Source organism: Pseudomonas sp. CH235 (assembly GCF_004368175.1).
Classification (GTDB): Bacteria; Pseudomonadota; Gammaproteobacteria; order Pseudomonadales; family Pseudomonadaceae; genus Aquipseudomonas; species Aquipseudomonas paraglycinae.
This window is the reverse complement of sequence record NZ_RRZJ01000007.1, coordinates 12,920-38,554: the sequence shown is the minus strand read 5'-3', so window position 1 is coordinate 38,554 and position 25,635 is coordinate 12,920. Positions and strand designations below refer to the sequence as shown.

At 61.0% G+C, this 25,635-nt stretch carries 19 protein-coding genes; 6 read left to right on the top strand and 13 right to left on the bottom strand.

The window, feature by feature from the left end; genetic code table 11:
• Positions 1–30 precede the first annotated feature (30 nt).
• Genes EIY71_RS09940 through EIY71_RS28730 form a run of 9 tightly spaced genes read right to left on the bottom strand, consistent with a single transcriptional unit; the run spans position 31 to position 10,103 of the window.
• Positions 31–1,482 carry a lipopolysaccharide kinase InaA family protein gene (locus EIY71_RS09940; protein ID WP_134021581.1) on the bottom strand — a complete coding sequence of 484 codons (1,452 nt, stop codon included), beginning with the start codon at positions 1,480–1,482 and terminating at the stop codon, positions 31–33.
• Positions 1,482–2,234, bottom strand: coding sequence for a lipopolysaccharide kinase InaA family protein (locus EIY71_RS09935; protein ID WP_102686815.1), 753 nt, complete (start codon positions 2,232–2,234; stop codon positions 1,482–1,484). Before EIY71_RS09935 ends, EIY71_RS09940 begins: the two co-directional genes overlap by 1 nt.
• Positions 2,231–2,965 (bottom strand): lipopolysaccharide kinase InaA family protein, encoded by a 735-nt coding sequence (locus EIY71_RS09930; RefSeq protein WP_085746463.1) that lies wholly within the window; start codon positions 2,963–2,965, stop codon positions 2,231–2,233. Before EIY71_RS09930 ends, EIY71_RS09935 begins: the two co-directional genes overlap by 4 nt.
• Positions 2,965–3,771 carry a lipopolysaccharide core heptose(I) kinase RfaP gene (rfaP, locus tag EIY71_RS09925; protein WP_108559264.1) on the bottom strand — a complete coding sequence of 269 codons (807 nt, stop codon included), beginning with the start codon at positions 3,769–3,771 and terminating at the stop codon, positions 2,965–2,967. Before rfaP ends, EIY71_RS09930 begins: the two co-directional genes overlap by 1 nt.
• A complete protein-coding gene (locus EIY71_RS09920) occupies positions 3,772–4,893 on the bottom strand; it encodes a glycosyltransferase family 4 protein (protein ID WP_134021577.1) in 1,122 nt (373 codons plus the stop codon). It abuts the gene before it with no gap.
• Positions 4,893–5,954, bottom strand: coding sequence for a lipopolysaccharide heptosyltransferase I (waaC, locus tag EIY71_RS09915; protein ID WP_074689605.1), 1,062 nt, complete (start codon positions 5,952–5,954; stop codon positions 4,893–4,895). The genes EIY71_RS09920 and waaC overlap by 1 nt, the downstream gene beginning before the upstream one ends.
• 1 nt (position 5,955) lies before the next feature.
• Entirely contained in the window at positions 5,956–6,990 is a 1,035-nt protein-coding gene (gene waaF, locus EIY71_RS09910; protein ID WP_039766536.1) for a lipopolysaccharide heptosyltransferase II, read from the bottom strand.
• Between the two features lie 51 nt (positions 6,991–7,041).
• Entirely contained in the window at positions 7,042–9,981 is a 2,940-nt protein-coding gene (glnE, locus tag EIY71_RS09905) for a bifunctional [glutamate--ammonia ligase]-adenylyl-L-tyrosine phosphorylase/[glutamate--ammonia-ligase] adenylyltransferase (protein ID WP_085746459.1), read from the bottom strand.
• Complete coding sequence (locus EIY71_RS28730) at positions 9,978–10,103, bottom strand: hypothetical protein (RefSeq protein ID WP_255261909.1); 126 nt, start codon at positions 10,101–10,103, stop codon at positions 9,978–9,980. The genes glnE and EIY71_RS28730 overlap by 4 nt, the downstream gene beginning before the upstream one ends.
• A gap of 262 nt (positions 10,104–10,365) precedes the next feature.
• On the opposite strand from EIY71_RS28730, the gene aceE reads away from it, so the two are divergent.
• The 5 genes from aceE to msrA all read left to right on the top strand — a co-directional run bounded on the left by aceE (position 10,366) and on the right by msrA (position 20,373).
• Positions 10,366–13,011: a pyruvate dehydrogenase (acetyl-transferring), homodimeric type gene (gene aceE, locus EIY71_RS09900; protein WP_011332129.1), complete on the top strand. Its 2,646-nt coding sequence runs from the start codon at positions 10,366–10,368 to the stop codon at positions 13,009–13,011.
• An 11-nt stretch (positions 13,012–13,022) separates the two neighbouring features.
• Positions 13,023–14,990: a dihydrolipoyllysine-residue acetyltransferase gene (aceF, locus tag EIY71_RS09895; protein WP_134021574.1), complete on the top strand. Its 1,968-nt coding sequence runs from the start codon at positions 13,023–13,025 to the stop codon at positions 14,988–14,990.
• 278 nt (positions 14,991–15,268) lie between these two features.
• Positions 15,269–16,666: an alkaline phosphatase D family protein gene (locus EIY71_RS09890; protein ID WP_085746457.1), complete on the top strand. Its 1,398-nt coding sequence runs from the start codon at positions 15,269–15,271 to the stop codon at positions 16,664–16,666.
• Between the two features lie 239 nt (positions 16,667–16,905).
• Positions 16,906–19,602 (top strand): bifunctional diguanylate cyclase/phosphodiesterase, encoded by a 2,697-nt coding sequence (locus EIY71_RS09885; protein ID WP_102686819.1) that lies wholly within the window; start codon positions 16,906–16,908, stop codon positions 19,600–19,602.
• A 105-nt stretch (positions 19,603–19,707) separates the two neighbouring features.
• Positions 19,708–20,373 (top strand): peptide-methionine (S)-S-oxide reductase MsrA, encoded by a 666-nt coding sequence (gene msrA, locus EIY71_RS09880; RefSeq protein ID WP_074689601.1) that lies wholly within the window; start codon positions 19,708–19,710, stop codon positions 20,371–20,373.
• Positions 20,374–20,424: 51 nt separating this feature from the next.
• On the opposite strand, the gene EIY71_RS09875 is transcribed toward msrA, so the two are convergent.
• Positions 20,425–21,264 (bottom strand): 23S rRNA (adenine(2030)-N(6))-methyltransferase RlmJ, encoded by an 840-nt coding sequence (locus EIY71_RS09875; protein ID WP_085746455.1) that lies wholly within the window; start codon positions 21,262–21,264, stop codon positions 20,425–20,427.
• A gap of 122 nt (positions 21,265–21,386) precedes the next feature.
• On the opposite strand from EIY71_RS09875, the gene EIY71_RS09870 reads away from it, so the two are divergent.
• Complete coding sequence (locus EIY71_RS09870; protein WP_102686820.1) at positions 21,387–21,800, top strand: hypothetical protein; 414 nt, start codon at positions 21,387–21,389, stop codon at positions 21,798–21,800.
• 304 nt (positions 21,801–22,104) lie between these two features.
• Here the strand turns inward: EIY71_RS09870 and EIY71_RS09865 are convergent, their stop codons facing one another.
• The 3 genes from EIY71_RS09865 to EIY71_RS09855 all read right to left on the bottom strand — a co-directional run bounded on the left by EIY71_RS09865 (position 22,105) and on the right by EIY71_RS09855 (position 25,463).
• A complete protein-coding gene (locus EIY71_RS09865) occupies positions 22,105–22,422 on the bottom strand; it encodes a hypothetical protein (protein ID WP_134021571.1) in 318 nt (105 codons plus the stop codon).
• 328 nt (positions 22,423–22,750) lie between these two features.
• Entirely contained in the window at positions 22,751–23,503 is a 753-nt protein-coding gene (locus tag EIY71_RS09860) for a DUF4123 domain-containing protein (RefSeq protein ID WP_102686822.1), read from the bottom strand.
• Positions 23,448–25,463 (bottom strand): type VI secretion system tip protein VgrG, encoded by a 2,016-nt coding sequence (locus EIY71_RS09855; RefSeq protein WP_085746451.1) that lies wholly within the window; start codon positions 25,461–25,463, stop codon positions 23,448–23,450. Before EIY71_RS09855 ends, EIY71_RS09860 begins: the two co-directional genes overlap by 56 nt.
• Between the last annotated feature and the right edge of the window lie 172 nt (positions 25,464–25,635).

Here is a 25,635-nt window from a genome sequence, read left to right as displayed (position 1 = left end):
CAGAAATGTCTTACGCGCTGGCGAAAACAATCACGCGGTGCCCGCTACATCTTTGGGCAACCGCTGATCAATCACCTGATACAGCGCGCTGCTCTCAGGCCAGTTGCGCATGAAGCGCGCACGATCCCGGGCATAGGCCGGAGCGAAGCTGCCCAACGAGCCGTGCTGACACATCGAATCCAGATCTATCAGCGCCCAGCGATCTTCCTGCCAGAACAGGTTATGCCCCTTGAAGTCGCCATGGCTGATGCGTTCGGCGATCAACCGCGCAAACAGCTGATCCAGCGCCTGCAACTCGCTTTCCGGCGCCGCACCGCTTTCAACGTACGGCGCAAAGCGCTCGATGATGTCCGGCCCGGCCAGATGTTCGGTGATCAGATAGGCCTTGCTGCGCAGCCAGAGAAAACGGGTTTCCAGCACCGCCAACGGTTTTGGCGTGGCGATGCCGAGGAAGGCCAGACGATTGCCTTCGCGCCAGGAATGCCAGGCGCGGCTTGGACGCCAGAAGCGCTTGAGCCAATGGGCAAAATTCTTGATGTTGTAACGCTTGATCACCAGAGGACGCCCGGCAACCTCGACCTTGCCGACACTGGCCGCGCCGCCGGTCTTGTACAGATGGCCCTGATCGAGCAAGGCATCGGCCTGCTCCAGCACCGGCAACATCGCGGGCTCTTCCTCACGACGAATCGAGCGCAGACCGAACGCGCCGCGCTTGACGCTGAACAGCGTGCACTCACGACCGACCTTGATCAGGTAATCCTTCAAGCGCCAGGCGCGCACCTTGTCGATCTGCTTTTGCAAGGCTTCCAGCGGCAGCGCGTGTTCGCTGTTGCTCAGCAGGTAATACACCAGCAGTTCTTCAGTGAACGGCTCGAGCGACTTGGGCAACTGGGCGAAGAACACTCCGAGGTTTTCCAACACTTTCTGCCGGGACAACGGCTGGCCGGCGTTTTCCGCACAGATACCTGCGCCATCGATCAGATACAGCTGACCGCCGTGGCGCAGCAGGTTGTCCAGGTGCAGGTCTTCCTGCCACAGGCCTTTGCCGTGCAATTGACCGATGGCGCCAAGCGCTTCGGCCAGCACCGTCGATTGTTCGTCGGCCAGCACCGGCAAGGATTCGACCTTGTTCCAGGCATCGCCGAGGCTTTCGGCGCCTTCGAGGAGCTCGAACAGCAGCCAGCCACCCTCGCCGTCCTTCAGGCCGTCGGCCAGCAACAACGGCGTGGTCATGCCCTGGGCGGCGAGCAGTTTCACGCCCTCCAGCTCACGCTGAAAATGCCGCGCTGCCTTGCTACCGACCAGCAATTTGGCCAGCACCGGACGCCCGCGCCACACACCGGCACCGACGTAACGCTGCCCCGGCAACACCCGCAGCAGACTGAGCAACTGCAAATCGGCAACGCCCGCCGCATCCGCGAGCGAAACCGTCAACGGCAGACTCGGCGTGCGCCCGGCATTTTTCAAGTCGGACAACTGCATCAGCGGGTCTCCTTGCGACTGCGCCGCGCGGTCAGCCGCGTGATCCAGCTGTCGACCAGCGAACTGTCCGTCGATTGATCGAGATACGCCGCCAGCAGCTCACGCAATTGCGCCTCGCTCCACTCCGGCGCACGGCGCAGCAGCGGTTCCAGATCCTTGACCCGGTCACGCATGCCGAACAGCAACGGGCGGGTCTTTTCCAGGTCGATCAACTGCGCCTGATAGCCATCGCTCTCGGCGCGCAGGAAAATGTGTTTTGGATAAAAGCAGCCGTGCACCTGACGCATACCGTGCAGATGACGCGCCAACAGGCCGCAAGCCTTGAGAATCGCCGACTGCTGCGCGGCATCGAGATCCGACCAGCGCTGCAACAGCGAATCGAGATCATCCCAGCCCTCCAGCGCGCGGGTCAGCAGGATCGCACGGACTTCACCGTTGACCTTGCGCTCACCGAAGAACGCCGCCTGCAACGCCGGAATGCCCAGCTTGTTGTAACGACTGATATTGCGAAATTCCCGGGCGAAGGTCGGCTCGCCGAATGGCGCGTGCAAGGTGCGAGTCAGGTAATTGCACTGGCGCTTGAGGTAATAGCCATGCCCTTCCAGCTCCAGACGAAACACGCTGCTCCAGCCGCCGCCATCGGTGTTGGGCTCATCCACGGCGTCGAGTTGCTTGGACCACAGCGCATCGAACGTGCCGAGACCGTGGCGCTCCAGCAGCGCACGATCTTCAGCGGCCAGAAAATCAGTCATTCGCGTCCCTCGAAAAATCTCACCACGTGGCGAATCCGTTGCTTGTCGGCGGCATTGAGCCGTTCACGTCGGCGATATTGCAGGTAAAAGCGCAGGCGCTGGGTGTTCGACAGGTGATACTTGGCTACCTTGTCGAGACAGGCCAGATCCTTGGTGATCCGGTACTTGAGCCAGAAGCCGCGCCAGAAATCGCCGTTCGGGCAATCGATCAGAAACAGCTGCGCCTGATCGTCGATCAGCAGGTTGCGCCACTTCAGATCGTTATGAGTGAAGCGGTGGTCGTGCATGACACGCGTGTAACCGGCCAGTTGCCGGCTGACGCCGTCGACCCAGGCACGATCCTTGAGCTTGGGATCGTTGCGCTCGGCCAGTGCCGACAGGTCTTCGGTGCGCGGCAGTTCCCGGGTAATCATCGCCCCGCGATCGTAGGCCATGCCGTTGCGCTCCAGGCCCCACGCCACCACTTCGGCGGTGGGAATGCCCCACTTGGCGAAGCGCTTGAGGTTCTGCCATTCCATCTTCACCCGGGGTTTGCCCAGATAACGCCGCAGACCCTTGCCGGCACCGCTGTAGCGCTTGACGTAATAGTTGACGCCATTGAGCTGCACGCGAATGACTTCGGACAATGGATCGCGAGTCAGGCGCTCGCCCTGAAGGGCAAATACCGCTTCGAGGCTACCGAAATGCTGCGCAAGTTCACTGTACTCAGGCTCCAGATTCCAACCCGCCATCAGAGCGCATCCCCGTAACGCTGTTTGCGCGCATAGAGTTTGTTGGCCTTGCCTTCGAGCCAGCTCAGCAACGGCGCTTCTTCGGCCAGGATCTGGCGCAGCGGTTGCTGGAAGTAGCCTTTGAGGAAACGCAGCTTGTCGCGGCGGGTCAGGCCGATATCCAGCGCGGAAAAGTACAGCGCCGCCAGATCCTTGTTGCGCCAGCGCTGGGTGATCGCCGGGCGGGTCTGGGCGCGGTGCAGATCGATCACCGAGAGTTTGAAATCCTCCGGGGTCACCGGTTTGTCGGTATGCAGCAGGAAGTGGCAGATGTAGCAGTCGCGGTGGTTGACCCCGGCGCGGTGCATCATGCCGGTCATGCGCGCGACCTCGGCGATCAGCGCCCGCTTGAGTTTCGGCTGCGGCGGTTGCTTGACCCAGTCGATGCTGAAGTCTTCGAGACTGATGGTCGGCGCCAGCTCTTCGGTGACGATGAACGAATGCTGATCCGCCGGGTTGCTGCCCTTCTCGCCGTACGCGACGGCGGTCATGGTCGGCACGCCGACTTCCTGCAGACGCTGGATTGCCTTCCATTCCTGACCCGCACCGAGCACCGGCAGCTTGGCGGTCAGCAGGTTCTTGAAGATCTCGCCCCAACCGATGCCCCGGTGGATCTTGACGAAAAAGCCATTGCCGTCGACTTCCGTGCGTAACGTCCGGCGGGCTTCCAGCTCGCGGTACACCTCGCCCTGCAAGCCCTCGACCTCGGCGAACGGATCGCGTCCGGCCCACAGGCTCTTGAACGGTTCAGCCAGCATCAACTTCATTTAAGCGTGCTCCGCCAGAATCACATCGGCCGCGTGCTGCGGCATGCTGTAGAGGTCGGCCGTCTCGGCGAAGGCCAGACCGTTGCGGCTCCAGGCCGCCCGTGCAGCGTCGTCGTTCAACATGTCAGTCAGGTATTGCGTCAGTTGCGCCTGATCGAACGGCTCGTCCAGCACTCGCCCGGCGTCGGCCTCGGCGATGTAATGGGCGTAACCGCAGACCGCGCTGACCAGCACCGGCAACCCGGCGACCAGCGCCTCAAGCAGCACCGTGCCGGTGTTTTCGTTGTACGCCGGGTGGATCAGCAGATCGGCGCCGAGCAGGAAACGCGGGATATCACTGCGCCCCTTGAGGAACGTCACGTTGTCGCCCAGGCCCAGCGTCGCACTCTGCATCTGGAACAATTTGGGGTCATCCTGGCCGATTACAAACAGCCGGGTGCGTTTCTTCAGCTCGGCAGGCAATGCGGCCAGCGCTTTCAGGCTGCGATCGACGCCCTTGGTCTTGAACCCGGAACCGATCTGCACCAGCAGCAGTTCGTCGTCCTTCAGATTGAATTCGGCGCGGAAACCGGCGCGAATCTGGTCGGCATCCGCCGGACGGCGGCGATCCTGGGCGATGCCAGGCGGCAGCAGGTGGAAGCGCTCAAGTGGCGTGTCGTAATACTTGATGAACAGCGGCTGCTGCACTTCGGAAATCATCAGCACTTCGGTCTTCGAGTCTTTGGCGAACACTGCGCGCTCGTACTCGGCGAAGTGGCGGTAGCGGCCCCAGCGGCGGTACAGCGAATTGCGCAGGTTCTGCGCCTTGTCTTCGAAGCAGCCGTCGGCGGCGTAGTAGACGTCCAGCCCCGGCATCTTGTTGAAGCCGATCAGGCGATCCACCGGGCGCCTGGCCAGGTCCGCTTCCATCCACGCGCTGAGCTTTTCGTTGCGCCGGTGATTGAAGAACGCCTTGACCGGCGCCACCAGCACTTCGAAACCGGGCGGCACGTCGCCTTCCCAGATCAGGGTGTAGACGCGGATCTGGTGCCCGCGCTTCTGGCATTCGAGGGCGATGCGCATGAAGTCGCGCTGCAAACCGCCGAACGGGAAATATTTGTACAGGACAAAAGCCAATTGCATCAGCGCAGCTCCTCAGCCATCAACAACGTGCTCAGTCGGCTGGCAACACGCTCGGGATTCAGACGCGTGAAGCACAGGGGCCACTCGCGTTTCAGGTCAAACTGACGGGCATCCTGCGCGGTCGGTTGATAGGTACATTTCTTTTGCAGGCACGGCGCGCACGGGAAATCGCTGCCGAGGTGAATCTGCAGCTTGCCGTAGGCGCCGGTCAGGCCCGGATTGGTCGGGCCGAACAGGGAAATCGTCGGCACATCCAGTGCCGCAGCCAGATGGCCGAGACCGGTGTCCACCGCGACGCAGGCCTGGGCGCCGGCGAGCACCTTGCCGACCCCGGCCAGGTTCAGCTTCGGCAGCACTTCGGCGTGCTTGAAACCGGCGGCGATGCGCTCGGCCCGGGCCTTCTCCAGCGGGTTGCCCCACGGCAGCTTGATCCCGACGCCGAGGTAACCGACCCGCTCGGTCAGCTCGCGCCAGTAGGCTTCCGGCCAGTGTTTGGTGTCCCAAGTGGTGCCGTGGAGGAACACCACGTAGGCATTCTTGCGCGGCAACTCGACCAGACGCTCGACATTGAGGCCGTAATCGCCCAGACCTTTGGGCAAGTCATAGCCCAAGGCGATAGCGAACAACTGGCGCACACGCTCGACAGCGTGCTGCCCACGGGCCACCGCCAGTTTGCGGTCATAAAAGCGCGCGGCGATCGGCTCGCGGGCCGAGCCCTTGTCAAGACCGGCCACCGGCGCTTTGACGTAGCGGGTCAGCCAGGCGCTTTTCAGCAGGCCTTGAGCGTCGATCACCAGGTCATATTTGTTCGCCCGAACGGATTGCTTGAAGCGTTTCCACTCGCCGCTGGTGATGGTTTTCCAGATGTTCTTGCGCCAGCGGCGGATCGCCACCGGAATCACTTTGCCTACGGCCGGGTGCCAGGTCGGAATCTCGGCGAAGCCTTCTTCCACCACCCAGTCGAACTTGATCCCGGGAATCGCCCGGGCGGCGTCGGTCAGCGCCGGCAACGCGTGAATCACGTCGCCCAGCGATGAAGTCTTGATCAGCAATACCCGCAAGTTAATGAACCTCGACCACAGAGCCCTGCAAACGCTGCAAGGCATCGTTGACCGCGTCCGGCATCAGCTGGCGCAGGCAGTTGTAATGGCCGAAACGGCAGGTGCGGTCGAAGCAAGGGCTGCAATCGAGGCCCAGACGGACGATTTCCACGTGCTCGGCCAACGGCGGGGTGAAACCCGGCGAGGTCGAACCGTAGACCGCCACCAACGGGCGATTCAGCGCAGCGGCCACGTGCATCAGGCCGGAATCGTTGGAGACCACCGAATCGGCGCAGGACATCAGGTCGATGGCCTCGGCCAGCGAGGTGCCGCCACTGAGGTTCACGGACTCTTCACGCAGGCCCGGAATCAGCCGCGCGCGAATGTCTTCGCCGACCGCGTGATCGTTCTTCGAACCGAACAGCCAGACCTGCCAGCCTTCGCGGATACGCGCCTCGGCGACCTTGGCGTAATGCTCGGACGGCCAGCGTTTGGCTTCACCGAATTCGGCGCCGGGGCACAACACCAGCACCGGGCGGTCGAGGGTCAGACCGAACTTGGCCAATGCGGCCTCGCGGGTCACCGGATCGATTTGCAGGCTCGGGCGCGGATAAGGTTTCGGCAACTCGGCGTTCGGCTCGTAGGCCAGCGCCATGAAACGCTCGATCATCAGCGGATAACGTTCTTTATCCAGCGTGCGCACGTCATTGAGCAGGCCGTAGCGGAATTCGCCGCGCCAGCCGGTGCGTTTCGGGATGCCGGCGAAGAACGGCACCAGCGCCGACTTCAGCGAGTTCGGCAACAGGATCGCCTGGTCGTACTGGCCGGCCAGGGATTTGCCGATCCGCCGACGGGTCGCCAGCTCCAGCGCGCCGTGGCCGAGCGGGAAGCTCAAGGCCTTGCGCACTTCGGGCATGCGTTCGAGGATCGGCCGGCTCCACTCGGGGGCCAGCACGTCGATTTCGCACTGCGGGTGGCGCTGCTTGAGACACTGAAACAGTGTCTGCGCCATCACCATGTCACCGACCCAACTGGGCCCAACGATCAGAATATTCATGTGGTTTCCATAAACGAACCGGGGAGGCTTTACGCCTCCCCGTCTCGAGAATCAGCTTAGCCCCAGCTCACGCCAGATCCGCATCACCTGCCGCCGTTCGTCTGCGAACTGATCGCCCGGTATCACCCCGGCGTCCTTCTGCAAGGCCTGCCGGTGGGCGGCGGAACGATAGGCCTTGTAGGCCTCGCGCAACAGGCTGGCGTCTTCGGCCGGCATCAGCCCTTCGTGCTCCAGCTCTTCCAGAATGCGGATATTGTCCGTCCAGCGCAGCAACGGCGGGTGGGTCTGCGACCACGCCAGAGCCGCGTATTGCACCATAAATTCAATATCGACGATACCTCCGGCGTCCTGCTTGAGGTCGAACGGCGCCGTGGCCTCGAAGGCATTCGCCCCGGTACCGGCGGCAGTGCTCTTGCTGCCGAGGTTGTCGCGCATCTTGGCGCGCATCTCGCTCACTTCCTGTTGCAGTTTCGCCAGATCCCGCACTTTGCCCAGCACTTGGGCCCGGACGTTCTCGAACGCCTGGCCGACATCCTTGCTGCCCACCAGCACCCGCGCCCGCACCAGCGCCTGATGTTCCCAGGTCCAGGCTTCATTTTCCTGATAGCGCGCAAACGCGCCGAGCGAACTGACCAGCAGCCCGGATGCTCCGGAAGGACGCAGGCGCATGTCCACTTCGTACAGCTGACCGGAGTTGGTCTGTGCCGTCAGCAAGTGAATGATCCGCTGGCCGAGCCGAGTGAAGAACTGCGTGCCATCGATCGGTTTCGGGCCATCGGTTTCGGCCTGCTGATCGCCATCGTGGATGAACACCAGGTCCAGATCCGAACCATGCCCCAACTCGATCCCGCCGACTTTCCCATAACCGACAATGATGAAGCCGGGATCGCACAGCGTGCCATCGGTGCGCAGCGGCGTGCCGTACTTGGCCACGGTCTGGCGCCAGGCAAGGGCCAGCACCTGCTCAAGAATCGCCTCGGCCAGCCAGGTCAGGTAATCGCTGACTTTCATCAACGGCAGGCTGCCGGCGATTTCCGAGGCGGCGACGCGCAAGCGGTGCGCCAGTTTGAAATGACGCAGCGCTTCCATCTGTTGTTCGAGGTCGTCTTCCGGGATCCGCGTCAGGCGCTCGCGCAACTCGGCGGCAAGTTCCGGCGCCAGCGGCGGCTTGAACAGCCGGCCTTCGTTGAGCAATTCATCGAGCAGCAGCGGGAAGCGGGTGATCTGCTCGGCGATCCACGGGCTGGCAGCGCACAGCGTCAGTAAACGTCGCAACGCGCCGGGGTTTTCGGTCAGCAGCACCAAATAAGCCGAGCGCCGGGCTACCGCTTCGACCAGCGGCAACACCCGCTCGAGCACCAGATCGGGATTTTCATGCTCCACCGCCTGGGCGAGCAGGCGCGGAATAAAGGCATCGAGACGTTCGCGGCCCAGACGCTGCATCGCCCGCAACTGCGGACTGGCGCGCAGGCTCGCCAGTGCCTTCAGGGCCTTGGTCGCGTCGGCGAAACCGCCCTCCTCCAGCTGGCGACAGGCCGCTTCTTCGTCTTGAGCCTCTTCCCACAGCGGCAGCCATTCACCGCCGACCACCACTTCGCTCTCGACGCCTTCGTCCTCATCCGGATCGGCGATCACTTGCGCAAAGTGCCAAGCCACCCGGCCGCGCCAGAACATCAGCTTCTCGTGGAATGCTTCCCAGTCGGCAAAACCGAGCATGAATGCGATACGCGCCTGATCCTGAGCGCTGTCCGGCAGCATCTGGGTCTGGCGGTCGGCAATCGCCTGGATCGCGTGTTCGGTGTAACGCAAAAATTCATAGCCTTCGCGCAGTTCGCTGATTACCGCCGGCGGCAGATAGCCCTGCCCTTCGAGCGTGCTCAACACCTTTAATAGAGGGCGCTGTTGCAGACTCAGGTCGCGACCGCCGTGAATCAGTTGAAAGGCTTGGGCGATGAACTCGACTTCTCGGATACCGCCGGAGCCGAGCTTGATGTTGTCGGCCATGCCCTTGCGCCGCACTTCCTGCTGGATCAGCTGCTTCATGGTGCGCAGCGCTTCGATCGCCGAGAAGTCCAGATAGCGCCGGTAAACGAACGGTCGCAGCATTTCCTGCAACTGCTCGCCCGCCACCTGATCGCCGGCCACCACCCGCGACTTGATCATCGCGTAGCGTTCCCAGTCGCGGCCCTGATCCTGGTAATACTGCTCCAGCGCATTGAAGCTCAGCACCAGCGCGCCGGACGAGCCGTACGGGCGCAGGCGCATGTCGACGCGGAATACAAAACCGTCGACGGTGATCGGGTCGAGTGCCTTGATCAGACGCTGGCCGAGGCGGATGAAAAATTCCTGGTTGTCCAGCGGGCGCTTCACGCCGACGGTTTCGCCGCCCTCGGGGTAAGCGAAGATCAGGTCGATGTCCGAAGACAGGTTCAGCTCGACCGCGCCGAGCTTGCCCATGCCGAGGATGACCATCTGCTGCGGTTCGCCGCTGCGCCGGCCGGTCGGTGTGCCGAACTGGTCGCAATGGCGGCGGTACAACCATTGATAGGCCTGATCGATGCTGGCGTCGGCCATGTCCGAGAGATCGCGGCAGGTCTGCACCAGATCGGCCTGGCGGTTGAGGTCGCGCCAGATGATCCGCACCTGATGCCGGGTGCGCTGGCGACGCAGGGCTCGGCCCAGTTCATCTTCGGTCTGGGCGAGGCTGACGGCGGCGGCGATCTGCGCGCACAACTCACCTTTGGCGAACGGCCGGTCCAGCTCACCGGACTGCACCAGCGACAACAACATCAAAGGGTCACGAACGCTCTGTTCAATGACGAAATCGCTGGCGGCGCTGACGCGGGCGAACTGCGCCCAGCGTTCCGGCGTCCAGGTGGAGAAGCCAAGATCATCTTCAAGTCCGGCGACGGCCGCACGGAACGACTGCTCCGATCGGCTGACCAACGGCAGGAGAATGGCGGGCAGTTCGGCAAGCGCGGGCAGGGTCATGGTCTATCCTTGATCGGCGTGTAAATGGCCGCTTGTAGTGATGATTGAAAAACCGCTACGCGAAGGACTGTCGAACAAAAGTGAGAAATAGCTGAAATTTCTTTTTCTTTGGCAGCCAGCATCAAACTTTCACCTTTTTCGGATGGCTAAAGACCAACCTTAACGATTATTCTCACAACGCAGTCGGAGGCCACAAGCCTTTCATCTGTAGTTTTACTACTCGTCTATACATTCGAAAGGCTGAAATGCCGGATGATTTGTAGTAAAACTACACGCCGCCGGAACAACCTGTCGGCAATCCAAGAATTTTAAATCGTCTGCCCACAAGGCCAGTCGCAAACTCAGGCAACCGATTCTGGAAGCCTTTCCGCCCTGGAGCAAGCCATGCAAGACCTCGATCCCGTCGAAACCCAGGAATGGCTGGACGCCCTGGAATCGGTTCTCGACAAAGAAGGCGAAGACCGTGCTCACTATCTGATGACCCGTATGGGTGAACTGGCGACCCGCAGCGGTTCGCAGCTCCCTTACGCCATCACCACGCCTTACCGCAACACGATCCCCGTTACCCACGAAGCACGCATGCCTGGCGACCTGTTCATGGAACGCCGCATTCGCTCGCTGGTACGCTGGAACGCGATGGCCATGGTAATGCGTACGAACCTGAAAGATTCTGACCTGGGTGGTCACATCTCCAGCTTCGCTTCCAGTGCGACCCTGTACGACATCGGCTTCAACTACTTCTTCCAGGCCCCGACCGACGAACACGGCGGCGACCTGATCTACTTCCAGGGCCACACCTCGCCAGGCGTTTACGCCCGTGCATTCATGGAAGGCCGCATCACCGAAGACCAGATGAACAACTTCCGCCAGGAAGTCGACGGTCAGGGCCTGTCGTCCTACCCGCACCCTTGGCTGATGCCTGACTTCTGGCAGTTCCCGACCGTTTCGATGGGTCTGGGCCCGATCCAGGCGATCTACCAGGCTCGCTTCATGAAGTACCTGGAACACCGCGGTTTCATCCAGCCGGGCAAACAGAAAGTCTGGTGCTTCCTGGGCGACGGCGAGTGCGACGAACCGGAATCCCTGGGCGCCATTTCCCTGGCCGGCCGCGAGAAGCTGGACAACCTGATCTTCGTCATCAACTGCAACCTGCAGCGCCTCGACGGCCCGGTTCGCGGCAACGGCAAGATCATCCAGGAACTCGAAGGCGTGTTCCGCGGTGCTCAGTGGAACGTGACCAAAGTTATCTGGGGCCGTTTCTGGGATCCACTGCTGGCAAAAGACGTCGACGGCATCCTGCAACGTCGCATGGACGAAGTCATCGACGGCGAGTACCAGAACTACAAAGCCAAAGACGGCGCGTTCGTTCGTGAACACTTCTTCAACACGCCAGAACTCAAGGCGATGGTTGCTGATCTGTCCGACGACGAGATCTGGAAACTCAACCGTGGCGGCCACGACCCGTACAAGGTCTACGCGGCGTACCACGAAGCGGTCAACCACAAAGAACAACCGACCGTCATCCTGGCCAAGACCATCAAGGGTTACGGTACCGGTGCGGGCGAAGCGAAGAACACCGCGCACAACACCAAGAAAGTCGACGTCGACAGCCTGAAGCTGTTCCGCGACCGCTTCGACATCCCGGTGAAAGACGAAGAGCTGGAAAACCTGCCGTTCTTCAAGCCTGAGCCAAACAGCGCCGAAGCCCGTTACCTGGCCGAGCGTCGTGCCGCACTGGGCGGTTTCGTGCCTCAGCGTCGTGCACAGAGCTTCAGCGTACCGACTCCGGATCTGGACACCCTCAAGGCGATCCTCGACGGTTCCGGCGACCGTGAAATTTCCACCACCATGGCGTTCGTGCGGATCCTCGCGCAACTGGTCAAGGACAAGGAAATCGGCCCGCGCATCGTTCCGATCATCCCGGACGAAGCCCGTACCTTCGGTATGGAAGGCATGTTCCGTCAGCTGGGCATCTACTCGTCCGTCGGCCAGCTCTACGAGCCAGTCGATAAAGACCAGGTGATGTTCTACAAGGAAGACCAGAAAGGTCAGATCCTTGAAGAAGGCATCAACGAAGCAGGCGCCATGAGCTCCTTCATCGCGGCCGGTACTTCGTACTCCAGCCACAACCAGCCAATGCTGCCGTTCTACATCTTCTACTCGATGTTCGGCTTCCAGCGTATCGGCGATCTGGCATGGGCCGCTGGCGACAGCCGTACCCGTGGCTTCCTGATCGGCGGCACCGCCGGCCGTACCACCCTGAACGGTGAAGGCCTGCAGCACGAAGACGGTCACAGCCACCTGCTGGCTGCCACCATCCCGAACTGCCGCACCTACGATCCGACCTACGGCTACGAGCTGGCGGTGATCATTCAGGACGGCATGAAGAAGATGACCGAAGAGCAACAGGACATCTTCTATTACATCACCGTGATGAACGAGTCCTACCAGCAGCCAGCCATGCCGGCCGGTGCCGAAGAAGGCATCAAGAAAGGCATGTACCTGCTCGAAGAAGACACCCGCGACGCGGCGCACCACGTACAGCTGATGGGCTCCGGCACCATCCTGCGTGAAGTCCGTGAAGCGGCGAAGATCCTGCGTGAAGAGTTCAACATCGGCGCCGATGTGTGGAGCGTCACCAGCTTCAACGAACTGCGTCGCGACGGCCTGGCCGTAGAGCGCAGCAACCGTCTGAAACCTGGCCAGAAGCCTAAGCGCAGCTACGTCGAAGAGTGCCTGAGCGGCCGTAAGGGTCCGGTCATCGCGTCTACCGACTACATGAAGCTGTTCGCCGAGCAGATCCGTCAGTGGGTACCGTCCAAGGAATTCAAAGTCCTGGGCACCGACGGTTTCGGCCGCAGCGACAGCCGCAAGAAACTGCGTCATTTCTTCGAAGTCGACCGTCATTTCGTGGTGTTGGCAGCCCTGGAAGCACTGGCTGACCGTGGTGATATCGAACCTAAAGTCGTGGCCGAGGCCATCACCAAGTTCGGCATCGACCCGGAAAAACGCAACCCACTGGACTGCTGAGGAGAAACTCTGTGAGCGAACTCATTCGCGTACCTGACATCGGCAGCGGTGAAGGTGAAGTAATCGAACTGTTTGTGAAGGTCGGCGACCGTATCGAAGCCGACCAGAGCATCCTGACCCTGGAATCGGACAAGGCCAGCATGGAAGTGCCGGCCCCGAAAGCCGGCGTCATCAAGAGCCTGAAAGTGAAGCTGGGCGATCGCCTGAAAGAAGGCGACGAACTGCTGGAACTGGAAGTCGAGGGTGCCGCAGCTGCGGCCCCTGCTCCGGCTGCTGCGCCTGCCGCCAAGGCTGAAACTGCACCGGCAGCCGCTCCTGCACCGGCTGCTCCAGCTGCTGCCCCTGCTGCCGCTTCGGTTCAGCAAGTGCACGTGCCGGACATCGGTTCGTCGGGCAAGGCCCAGATCATCGAGATCCAGGTCAAGGTCGGCGACACCGTCGAGGCTGATCAGTCGCTGATCACCCTGGAATCCGACAAGGCGAGCATGGAAATCCCGTCGCCTGCCGCTGGCGTGGTCAAGGCCATCAGCGTCAAGTTGAACGACGAAGTCGGCACCGGCGACCTGATCCTGGATCTGGAAGTGGCGGGTGCTGCGGCCCCTGCTGCTGCCGCTCCGGCCCAGGCTGCTGCTCCGGCCGCTGCGGCTGCACCAGCACCGGCCGCCGCGCCAGCTGCACCGGTTGCCGACAGCGTTCAGGACATCCACGTTCCGGACATCGGTTCGGCCGGCAAGGCCAAGATCATCGAAGTGCTGGTCAAGGCTGGCGACAGCGTTGAAGCCGACCAGTCGCTGATCACCCTGGAATCCGACAAGGCGAGCATGGAAATCCCGTCGCCTGCCGCTGGCGTGGTGGAAAGCGTTTCCATCAAGCTGGACGACGAAGTCGGCACCGGCGACCTGATCCTCAAGCTGAAAGTCAAAGGTGCCGCTCCAGCTGCTGCCCCGGCTCCAGCTGCCGCTGCTGCTCCGAGCGCTCCGGCGCCGGCCGCTGCTGCTGCTCCGGCTGCCGCTGCACCTGCTGCTGCCGCTCCGGTTGCTGCTCCAGCCAAGCCAGGCGCCAAAGTTCACGCCGGCCCTGCCGTGCGTCAACTGGCTCGCGAATTCGGCGTCGAGCTGAGCGCTGTCGGCGCCAGCGGTCCGCACGGTCGCATCCTGAAAGAAGACGTGCAGGTTTACGTCAAAGCCATGATGCAGAAGGCCAAGGAAGCACCGGCCGCTGCCGCTGGCGCAACCGGTGGCGCGGGCATCCCGCCGATTCCGGTCGTCGACTTCAGCCGTTTCGGCGAAATCGAAGAAGTGCCGATGACCCGCCTGATGCAGGTCGGTGCTGCCAACCTGCACCGCAGCTGGCTGAACGTGCCGCACGTAACGCAATTCGACTCGGCGGATATCACCGAGCTGGAAGCGTTCCGCACCGCACAGAAAGCTGTCGCAGAGAAGGCCGGCGTCAAGCTGACCATCCTGCCGTTGCTGCTCAAGTCCTGCGCACACCTGCTCAAGGAACTGCCGGACTTCAACAGCTCGCTGGCACCAAGCGGCAAGGCGATCATCCGCAAGAAATACGTGAACATCGGCTTCGCCGTCGACACCCCGGATGGCCTACTGGTACCGGTCATCAAGAACGTCGACCAGAAGAGCCTGCTGCAATTGGCCGCCGAGGCCGCTTCCCTGGCGGAAAAAGCCCGGACCAAAAAGCTCTCGTCGGACGAGATGCAAGGCGCCTGCTTCACCATTTCCAGCCTCGGCCACATTGGCGGCACCGGCTTCACGCCGATCGTCAACGCGCCGGAAGTGGCGATCCTAGGTGTTTCCAAGGCAACCATCCAGCCAGTCTGGGACGGCAAAGCCTTCCAGCCGAAACTGATGCTGCCACTGTCGCTGTCCTACGATCACCGTGTGATCAACGGCGCCGCTGCTGCACGCTTCACCAAGCGTCTGAGCGACCTGCTGGCGGACATCCGCACCATCCTGCTGTAAAGCGCTCGGCCCTCCGGCAACGGAGGGCCGACCGCGTTCCACGTTTTCGAGCGCCACACGCTCGTACCTCAACCCCGTCAGTTTGGCGGGGCTTTTTTTTGCCTGAAATAACTGTCGCCCGCATTTTTCCCACAACTTGCGCTGATATAAGCCACGACTCGAGTCCACTTCCTGTCGATATTTTTCAGCAACAGGCAACTAATCTTGGCGCATCAAAGTTGCACCAACCAGCCGGGTAACTTTATCAATCACCAACATTTATTCGAATGGACTCGAACATGCTGAAACCTACTGTCGGCCCGATCATTGGCTACACGACAACTAATCAGGTGCGGATCTTTATTCGCGGCGGACTGCAGCATAACGCTGCCGTATTTGCCGGTATTCGCTATCGGATATTGGATTCGAAACAATGGCAGACGGGCCAGTTTGTAAAACTGGATTCAACCCGCGACATGACTGAAGTGCTGGTGCTCGATCATTTGCAGGCCGACACCGACTACGAATACCAGACCGGCTGGTTCAGCCCGATGAGTCCCGTTCACAGTGTGGATAGCGTGGCGGAGTTACCGCTGCAATGGCCACGGGAAACGTATCGCCTGCGCACCCGCAGCCATCAGCCCTTGCAGCCGCGCGCTTATATCCTCGGTTCCTGCCGCTACTTGCGCATGACCGCCGGCATCCCGGTTCTTCCGCATCTGGGCGACCGGATTTTCGCGTCGATCAGTCAATTGATCGAAGGCGCACAACCGGCGATCAGCGCCATCATGATGTGTGGCGATCAAATCTACGCTGATGATTTGAACCTGTTCGCACCGGATCGCGACTATGAAGAGTTCATCGCAAAGTATCGTACGGCGTTTTCCCTGCCCAATATTCGACGACTGATGTCGGAGACTTCGACTTACATGATTCTAGATGATCATGAAATAGAAGATAACTGGCCAATGAACGCCAACGAGTCCGATGAAATACTGTTCAGCAATGCGATGAAGGCTTACGAACTCTATCAAGTCAGTCATAGCCCGGCTTACTCCGCAACAACTAACGGCACAATCGACCGTACTTCACTGAAACACTACTGGTATCAATTCAGCGACGGCGATATCGAATGGTTTGTAACGGACAGTCGAACTCGCCGCAACTTGTCGGCCGAGAACCGCCGCATCCTCGATGAAGAACAGGAACAAGCCTTGTGCAATTGGCTGGTGAAGAGCCCGGCGAGGGTCAAGTTCGTGGTCACCAGTGTCATGTTCTACCCCGACCGCAAAATGAACGGCGATGATGCCTGGGCAGGCTTCCCCGAACAGCGCCTGCGCCTGCTGGAAACCATCCGCTGGCATCGGCTCAGGAACGTCGTGTTCATTTCCGGCGATGTGCATGGCTCGCTGACCAGTCGCCTGAGCCACAGCGAAGACCCGGACTTCGAGGTACACACCGTCGTATCTTCGCCGCTGAGCAACAGCAAATTGCTGCCCTACGCCACCGCCGCGACCTTCATGCTCGACCAGCCGCTGGCGCAGACCGAGGCAGGCGAATACCGGCACGAACTGACCAGCCAAGTCATCAGCCAGGACAACTTTGCGCACATGGTGGTCGAGGCCGGACGGATCCAGGTCAACTATCACGACCGGGATGGCAGGCACCTGCAATCCATCGATATTCCGCTGCGATGAAATCCAGCGGCACGACCGTTCCGGATGGCCGAAGGCTCTGGAACGGCCATCTCCGCGCTTAATAGCATTAGTTTCCGGCAAGTGCTGGAGAAATGTTCACTGCAGCCGACATATTCTTATAGCACTTGGCCTTCATGTCTCTTGTCAGTCGGTGCCGCAATGATGCAACCTTGCCGCAGGCAACAGTAAAGAGGGCGAGAGCCCGGCGCGTTCAGCAAATTTCCAAGCGAGTTCCCTTCATGAAGAGCCAACCCGATGCCGCCAGCCGTATGGTGGCCGAGGTAGTGACGCAGTTGCCTGTGCCCTCGCGGCTCGGCATGCTGCGTTTCGAGCGCCTGAATGAAGCCAGCTGGGCGATGCTGTTTCTCGATCCCAACTGTGAACGCCAGTTCGGCCAGCCCGCCGTCGAGCTCTGCGCCCTGGTCGGCTCGCCCTACGCCAGCCTGATGGAGCCCGAAGCGCGCTATCAACTGCATGATGCGATCCAGCAACAACTCGGCCAAAGCCCGCATTACCTGGTGCGCTATACCCTGCACACCGCCGCCGGCGCGTTGAGCATTCTTGAACTCGGTGAAGCCTACAAACAGCACAACCGCCACTTGCTGCGCGGTTACCTGCTGGCGGTCGACGATGTATTCGACGAAGCGCCGACGTTGCCCTCCGTCGATCTGGAAACCCAGAATTCACGCCTGCAAATCGCCCTTGAACTCAACCAGCGTGCCCAGCAGGAACAGCTGCAACATCTGGAGCGGGTGCGCGCCCAGCAGGACCTGATCCTGCTGCTGGCCCGCCAGCGTTACAGCAGCCAGAACTCCCTGCAAGAAGCCGCCGAACTGATTACCCGCTGCGCCTGCGATATCTACGAAATCGACTGCGCCAGTCTGTGGAACCTTGAAGGCCAGAAGCTGGTGCCGATCTCGGCGTACCACCGCGCCACCCAGGAATACATCCTGCCGGAGGTCATCGACGTCAGCGGCTTCCCCGATTACATGGACGCGTTGCACGGCAGCCGCGCCATCGACGCGCACAACGCGATGCGCGACCCGCGTACCCGGGAAATGGCCGAAGCCCTGCGCCCGCGTGACGTCAACGCCATGCTCGACGCCAGCATCCGCGTCGACGGCCAAGTGGTCGGCGTGCTGTGCCTGGAGCAGACCGGCGTCACCCGCGCCTGGCAGTCCGACGAAATCGCTTTTGCCGGTGAACTGGCCGACCAGTTCGCCCAGGTCATCAACAATCACAACCGCCGCACCGCCACCAGCGCGCTGCACCTGTTCCAGCGTGCGGTCGAGCAAAGCGCCAACGCCTTTTTGCTGGTCAACTGCGACGGCGTGGTCGAGTACGTCAACCCGAGCTTCACCGCGATCACCCAGTACACCACCGAGGAAGTCCACGGCCAGCGCCTCTCGGAATTGCCAGCCCTGGAAAACTTAAGCGAGCTGCTGTTCGACGCGCCGTCGGCACTGGCCAAGAGCAACAGTTGGCAGGGCGAATTCAAGAGCCGCCGCAAGAACCTCGAACCCTACTGGGGCCAGTTGTCGATCTCCAAGGTCTACGGCGACAACCGTGAGCTGACGCACTACATCGGCATCTACGAAGACATCACCCAGACCAAGCTGGCGCAGCAGCGCATCGAGCGCCTGGCGTACACCGACAACCTGACCAACCTCGGCAACCGGCCTGCATTTATCCGCAATCTGGATGAACGCTTCGCCCGGGATAGCGATACCCCGATCAGCCTGCTGCTGGTGGACATCGACAACTTCAAGCGGATCAACGACAGCCTCGGCCACCAGACCGGCGACAAACTGTTGATCAGCCTGGCCCGGCGCCTGCGTAACAGCCTGAGCCCGAGCGGCAGTCTGGCGCGGTTCGCCAGTAACGAGTTCGCAGTGTTGCTCGACGACACAGACCTTGCCACCGGGCAGCAGATCGCCAACCAATTGCTGGCGACTCTGGATAAACCGATGTTCGTCGACAACCAGTTGATCAGCGTCACCGGCTCCGTGGGCCTGGCCTGCGCGCCGCTGCACGGTCGCGACCCGCAGACCCTGATGCGCAACGCCGGCCTCGCTCTGCACAAGGCCAAGGCCAACGGCAAACATCAGGTTCAGGTGTTCACTGAAGCACTGAACGCCGAGGCCAGCTACAAACTGTTCGTCGAGAACAACCTGCGCCGGGCCCTGACCCAGAACGAGCTGGACGTGTTCTATCAGCCGAAGCTGTGCCTGCGCAGCGGTCGTCTGCTGGGCATGGAAGCGCTGCTGCGCTGGAACCACCCGGAACGCGGCATGATCCGCCCGGACCAGTTCATCAGCGTCGCCGAGGAAACCGGTCTGATCATTCCGATCGGCAAATGGATCGCCCGCCAGGCCTGCCGCATGAGCAAGGCGCTGACCGCCGCCGGCATGGGCAATCTGCAGGTGGCGATCAACCTGTCGCCCAAGCAGTTCTCCGACCCGGACCTGGTGGCCTCGATCGCCAACATCCTCAAGGAGGAAGCGCTGCCGGCCAATCTGCTGGAACTGGAACTGACCGAAGGCCTGCTGCTGGAAGCGACCGAAGACACCCACTTGCAGCTCGACCAGCTCAAGCGCCTGGGCCTGACCTTGGCGATGGACGACTTCGGCACCGGTTACTCGTCGCTCAGCTACCTGAAAAAATTCCCGATCGACATCATCAAGATCGATCGCAGCTTCATCCATGAAATCCCGGACAACCAGGACGATATGGAAATCACCTCCGCCGTGATCGCCATGGCCCACAACCTGAAACTCAAGGTCGTCGCCGAAGGCATCGAGACTGCCGAGCAACTGGCGTTCCTGCGTCGCCACCGCTGCGACGTCGGCCAGGGCTACCTGTTCGACCGGCCGATTCCGGGCGCCGAGCTGATCCAGGCGCTCAAGCGCTATCCGCGCGGCCCGCTCTGCCTGTAAATCCCAAGACAGTACCCGCACATTTTGCCTAGTGATTAACGGGGCATCATTGGGCACACTGGCGGTCAGACTTTTTACATCCCATCCTGACTGAGAGGAACGATCATGGTTCTGCGCTCGGAAATTCTGGTGAACAAAAACGTGCTACCGACTAAAGAACAAGCTCTGCCTGGCCGCGAAACCCCGATGGCCCTGCCTGAAAAACACTTTGTTTTCACCGAAACGCCGTTGCTGGGCCCGTTCTTTCAGGACGTCGACTTCGCGATTTTCGGCCTGGGCTGCTTCTGGGGTGCCGAGCGCCGCTTCTGGCAGCGTGAAGGCGTGGTCAGCACCGTGGTCGGTTACGCCGGCGGTTACACGCCGAACCCGACCTACGAAGAAGTCTGCTCGGGCCTGACCGGCCACGCTGAAGTGGTGCTGGTGGTGTTCGACAAGGCCAAGGTCAGCTACGAAGAGCTGCTGGCGATGTTCTGGGAATTGCACAACCCGACGCAGGGCATGCGCCAGGGCAATGACATCGGCACCCAGTACCGTTCGGTGATCTACGCGACCCATCCGGAGCAACTGGAGGCAGCGTTGAAGAGCAAAGCTGTTTATCAGGCCGAACTGTCGAAGGCGGGTCTGGGTGAAATCAGCACCGAGATTGAACAGGCGCCGACCGTTTACTTCGCCGAGGCCTATCACCAGCAGTATCTGGCGAAAAACCCGGAAGGCTATTGCGGGATTGGCGGCACGGGCGTTTGCATGCCGCCGAGTCTGGCGGGGAACTGACCGCGACCACTGATCGTTCCCACGCTCCGCGTGGGAACGATCGGTCAGTGATCAGCTCTCGGCGATCAACCAATCCATCTGCCACCCACCCTGGGTTTGCCCAAGCTTTTTGGACAGCCACGGCAGTAGCTCACGCAATTCTTCCTCCAGCCCCCACGGCGGATTGGCAATCGCCAGGCCAGAGCCGTTCAGGCTGTTCGGCGTGTCCAGTGGATGCACGAGCAGCTCGACCCGCAGCAGTTTCGGCGCACCGGTGCCGGCCAGATCCTGATAGAAACGACGCAGCGCACGCTGATCCTTCACCGGATACCAGATCGCAGCCACGGTCTGGCGCATCCGGCCAATGGCCTCTTTCATCGACGCCGCACAACGCTGCATTTCATCGAGCTGTTCGAACGGCGGATCAATCAACATCACCGCGCGCTTCTCCTGCACCGGCAACATGGCGCGGGCGACATGCCAGCCCTCGCCCAGATGCACCTTCACCCGACGATCGCCGGCCATGTTCTCCTTGAGCTGCACGCCGTCTTCAGGGTGCTTCTCGTTGAGCATCACCCGGTCCTGCGGTCGGGTCAGACGCCGTGCCAGCTCCGGCGAACCCGGGTAATAACGCAACTGACCGTCCGGGTTCATCTCGTGCAGCACCTTCATATAGTCGGCGGTCAGCGCCGGCAGATCCGGCTGATCCCACAACCGCGCGATGCCTTCCAGGTACTCGCCGGTACGGTTGGCCTGATCACCCTGCAGGTCATACAGACCGATGCCGGCGTGGCTGTCGAGATAGGCAAACGGCTGCTCCTTGCGCGACATCAGGGCGATGAGGCGGGTCAAGGTCAGGTGTTTGAACACATCGGCGTGATTGCCGGCATGGAAGGCGTGACGATAATTCATGGCTGCTCCTGCGAGGGCCGTGAAGTTTACCTTTTACCGGGCGGCAAGTCAGGGGTTGGGGGCTGAGTGGGCGTTCCCGGCGCTACACTGGCCGCAACCACCTGACAGGAAGTCTGAAAATCATGTATTGCCGGATCATTGCCCTCCTTTGCCTGCCGGGCTCATTACACGCCTTCGCTGGCGAAGAACACACCGAACAGGCACGCCAGAATCTGAAGAACTACGGTTTGAGCTACTGCATCCTGGCGCCATTCAAAGAACAATCTGCACTGGAAAAAGACATCGGACTGTCCGCCGGAGCCTACTCGTTCATGGGCAAAGGCCTGCACACCATTGTTCAGAATGAGGACACGCTGGAGGTCACGCATGATCCGTATGCTGAGACTGAGAAATACATGGCTGGCGCCTACCTCAAAACATCCTCAACCAGCAAACAGACTAGTAAAAACATAGTGTTCTATTCTTGTCTGGAAATTTATAACTCGCCGGAATTTGACGCTTTCATCAAGTCGCAGGATCAGTATCTGCAAAACTGAAATCTTCTCGCCTGACTAAATGATCTTTCCAAAACGGATGTTGGAAGGTTCCTTTGGAAAGGGGCGAGTGGGCAGTCTAGCTGTCGGGTACATCCGTGAGAGCCCCCTCACCCTAGCCCTCTCCCGGAGGGAGAGGGGACTGACCGAGGTGATCTTTCGGTTTGCATCGACCTGAAAAATCACCGCGACCTCAGCTTGGCCAAGCGAAGTTCACCACCGAAGTCGCAGGTCGGCGTACATGACCCAAACAACTCGGTCGGTCCCCTCTACCCTTGGGAGAGGGCTAGGGTGAGGGGTTGGGGATCTAAGGCCGGTCACGCAACCTGCGGCCAATCACATCCAAGACATCACAGCCGTCACGCAACGGAATCACGCAGAGCTGGGCGAAGTCGCTGAGGATGACCGAGTCGCACTCGACCGAGCCGCGCATGCACATGTTTTCCAGGACCTGGATTACCGCGCGGATTCGGTAGTTGGCGGCGTCCATCAGGATGTCGAGCGGGGCGTGGGTGTCGATGAACAGGGTGGGCATGTCGTTGCAGTTGCTGGTCAGCGCCATGAGGCGGTTGTCGGGGTGGGGGATGAAGGGTTCGTAGGGTGGATCGGGATGAAGCTTGCTCATTTTTTAACCTCTGGTAGTGAAGTGAACGTCCACCGTTTCCTCCTACGGATTGGGTGGCAGCCATGCGCGGGGTAGGAGGACTGAGACCAGAGCACTCAGCCACGCCGAAGCGTGCCCGCGCATAACCGCCGCAAAAGATCTTACGGTCGAGCGAAGACTGCCGCAAATCGGGCAACGACGCTTATGCACTGCTCTGAAATCAGGGCTCCTACGCCCTGTCTCCACACTTGCGGAGACAGCCAAAGACTATCCCCGCACCACCGCGCCCACCAGTTCACGCAAACCGCCGCAACTCGCAGGAAACGTCCGAAGCCTTTGCCCGGAAATTTCACTCTGATTCGTCCCGCAAGTAGTCCAGCAGTGCCGAAGCCGACGATTCGTCCGACGCTGAAACCGCAAAAAACCTGACAACCTTGCAGCGCAAGACATCGGCGGGGAACGCTTCGAACAACGCCGGTTGCTCCTCGCTCAACCACTGCAAGGCGTTGTTGATCCGGGCATCTTCGCCGAATTGCGCCAGCAGTTTTTCCGGCACCGACCACCAAGGAAACTCTCGACCGGAGACCTGCGCTCTACCCCCTATCTCGACGGCCTGACCGTTGATCAATCCTCGCGTGAGGACCGGTAGTAGTTGCCCGGCATCCACCTCGGACGACTCAAGGATCGGCAACAAATACCGCCCATCCCAAAACCGGAAGAACACCACTTTCCCGTCCGGCATCAGCACCTGGGTCAAACTGCGGAAGTGCTCGACCACCGCCTCAAGCCCCGCTGAAGAAACCGCCAGCCAGCCCCAGTCGCGAGACTCCGTGGTCGCCACCCAATCCAGAAACTCACTGCCCGCGTCGACGATTCCCACGTAGGGCATCACCGCATCCCACTCGGCATAGATCGTTTCCGCCCAGACCGGTTTCGGCATCTGCGCTTTCAGCGGCCAGGCCTTCAGTGGCTCTGCCGCACTGGCGCTACTGAAAATCGCGAACAACTGCTCCGACGGCTTCAGCGGCACATCCTTCAACCATTGTTCAGGCTGCACAGACACCACCCTTGCAGCGCTCGCATTCTTCGCAGAACGGCGCATCACCTTTAAGGCTCATGATTTGCGCCGCAGTCAGAATCACAGCCGGTGCCGCCACCAGTTTTTCCGGCAACCCCGGCACTGTCGGCGCCGCGCTCATCGCCGCCATTGGCGCGCCACCCACCACAATCGGCACGCTGCTGAAGATCCCGCCGGGGCCGATGTTGATCCACTGCCCGCCCGCCTGAATCGTCGCGCTCGCCCCGCCGTCGATCACCACTTGCTGGCCTGCGCTGACGTGGAATTGAGCACTGGCGTTGATCGCCTGATTGCTTACGCGGATGTGCCGGTCGCCGGTCACCGTGAGGTGGTCGTCCTGCTTCACTTCGGTCTGGCGCTGGCCGTGGGTGATGCGCTGCTCATCGGCTTTCAGTTCATGCTTGGCGAGACCGGTCACAACGACGCTGCGCTGGTTATCGACCTGCACCTGCTGATCGTTCAGCACATGCTGCGTCCAGTTTCGCTGGGCCCGCAGGTAGATTTCCTCGGCGCCTTTGCGATCCTCGATGCGCAGTTCGTTGTAGCCCCCACCGCCGGGACTGCTCTGGCTGCGGAAAATACTGCGGGTCTTGTCGGCCGGCAGGTCCAGCGGCACTGGCGTCGCGGCGTTCGGCAGGCAAGCCATGACCAGCGGTTTGTCGGCATCGGAATCGATGAACCCCACCAGCACTTCCATGCCGACCCGCGGAATCAGCACGCTGCCATAACGGTCATGAGCCCAGCCGCTGGCGACCCGCAGCCAGCAACTGGAATGCTCGTTGAGTTCGCCGTCGCGATCCCAGGCCAGTTGCACCTTGACCCGACCGTACTCGTCGCAATGGATTTCACTGTCTTGCGGACCAGTGACCACGGCTGGCTGATAACCGAGCATCCGAGGTTTTTCCGGGCCCATCGGCGGGCGGAAGAACACGTCCCACGGTGTGGCGAGAAAGGTATTACGGTAACCCTGGAATTCGTCACCCTCGCTGGTCACCGATTCCTCCAGCACTTGCGGCTGTCGGCCATGGTGCTCGATTGCGGTCAGCAGCCAGAGGTCATTCAGATCCTGGCGCGGATGCTCGGCCAGTTGCAGGAAATGTCCGCTGACCAAGGCAGATTGATCGCTGCGCCCCTCGGCCTGACGGTAATCGGCGACATGCCGCTCAAGCGTGCGCTGGGCCAGTTGCTTGCCAGTGGCGCGATCGGTGAACTGGCCGGGAAAGTGGTAATCCTCCAGCACCGGGCGCTGGTCGCTTTCCACCCAGCTCTGCAGCGCCAGCCGCGGTTTGGTGAAGTCGTAATCACGCCGGGTGACCACGCTGGTGCGGGTTTCCACTCGAACGGTGAAGCGCTTGATTGCCGGTGCCGATGCAGCCATGCCGCTGCCCGGCAGGTACAGCGTCGGCTCGGCCAGACGTGGGAACACCGTTTGATCGTCACCGAACACCAACAGATGCCCGTCCGGGCTGTGCTGAAAGTGGAAGTGAATGCCGACTTCGGCACACAGCCGCTGGATGAACGCCAGATCGCTCTCGGCGTACTGCACGCAATACTCACGCGGCGGGTAATCGCTGCCGAGGCGAAATTCGAAGGCGTCGCGCAGGATCGCGTGATCCTTGAGGATCTGCGTCACAATCTGCGGCACGCTTTGATGTTGGAAGATCCGCTGATTGATCCGATGACCCAGATAGGCCAGACGCGGAACGAGGCTGACGTGATAGCGGGTCAGACGCTTGCCGGAATCCCCCTGCCCGACTCGATAGATCTGACCGTGGATACCGGAACCGTCTTCATCAAAACTCAGAAACGCCTGACAGTGCAGCAGGCTTTCCAGATCCAGATCCGGCCGTTCACTGACCAGCTCCAGGTCGAAGCGAAAGGGTTGGCTGATGGCTTCCTTGCCCGTGAACTCAAGGACTTTGAGGTCAAACAGGGCGCCTTCGACGGTCAACGTGAAACGCGGTTGATTGGCAGGCGCGAACATCCGATGTCTCTCTGCAGATTGAGGGCGGGCGATTCTGCATGAGGGGCAAGGGGTGCAGGTTGGGTGACTGAAAAATCAGATTTCCCCTACTTGAAACTTCGATCTCCCCTTCAAGAATTGGCGCATTCGACTACAGACTTTGCCTTCAGAAAAATCGCAGGCAAAAAAAACG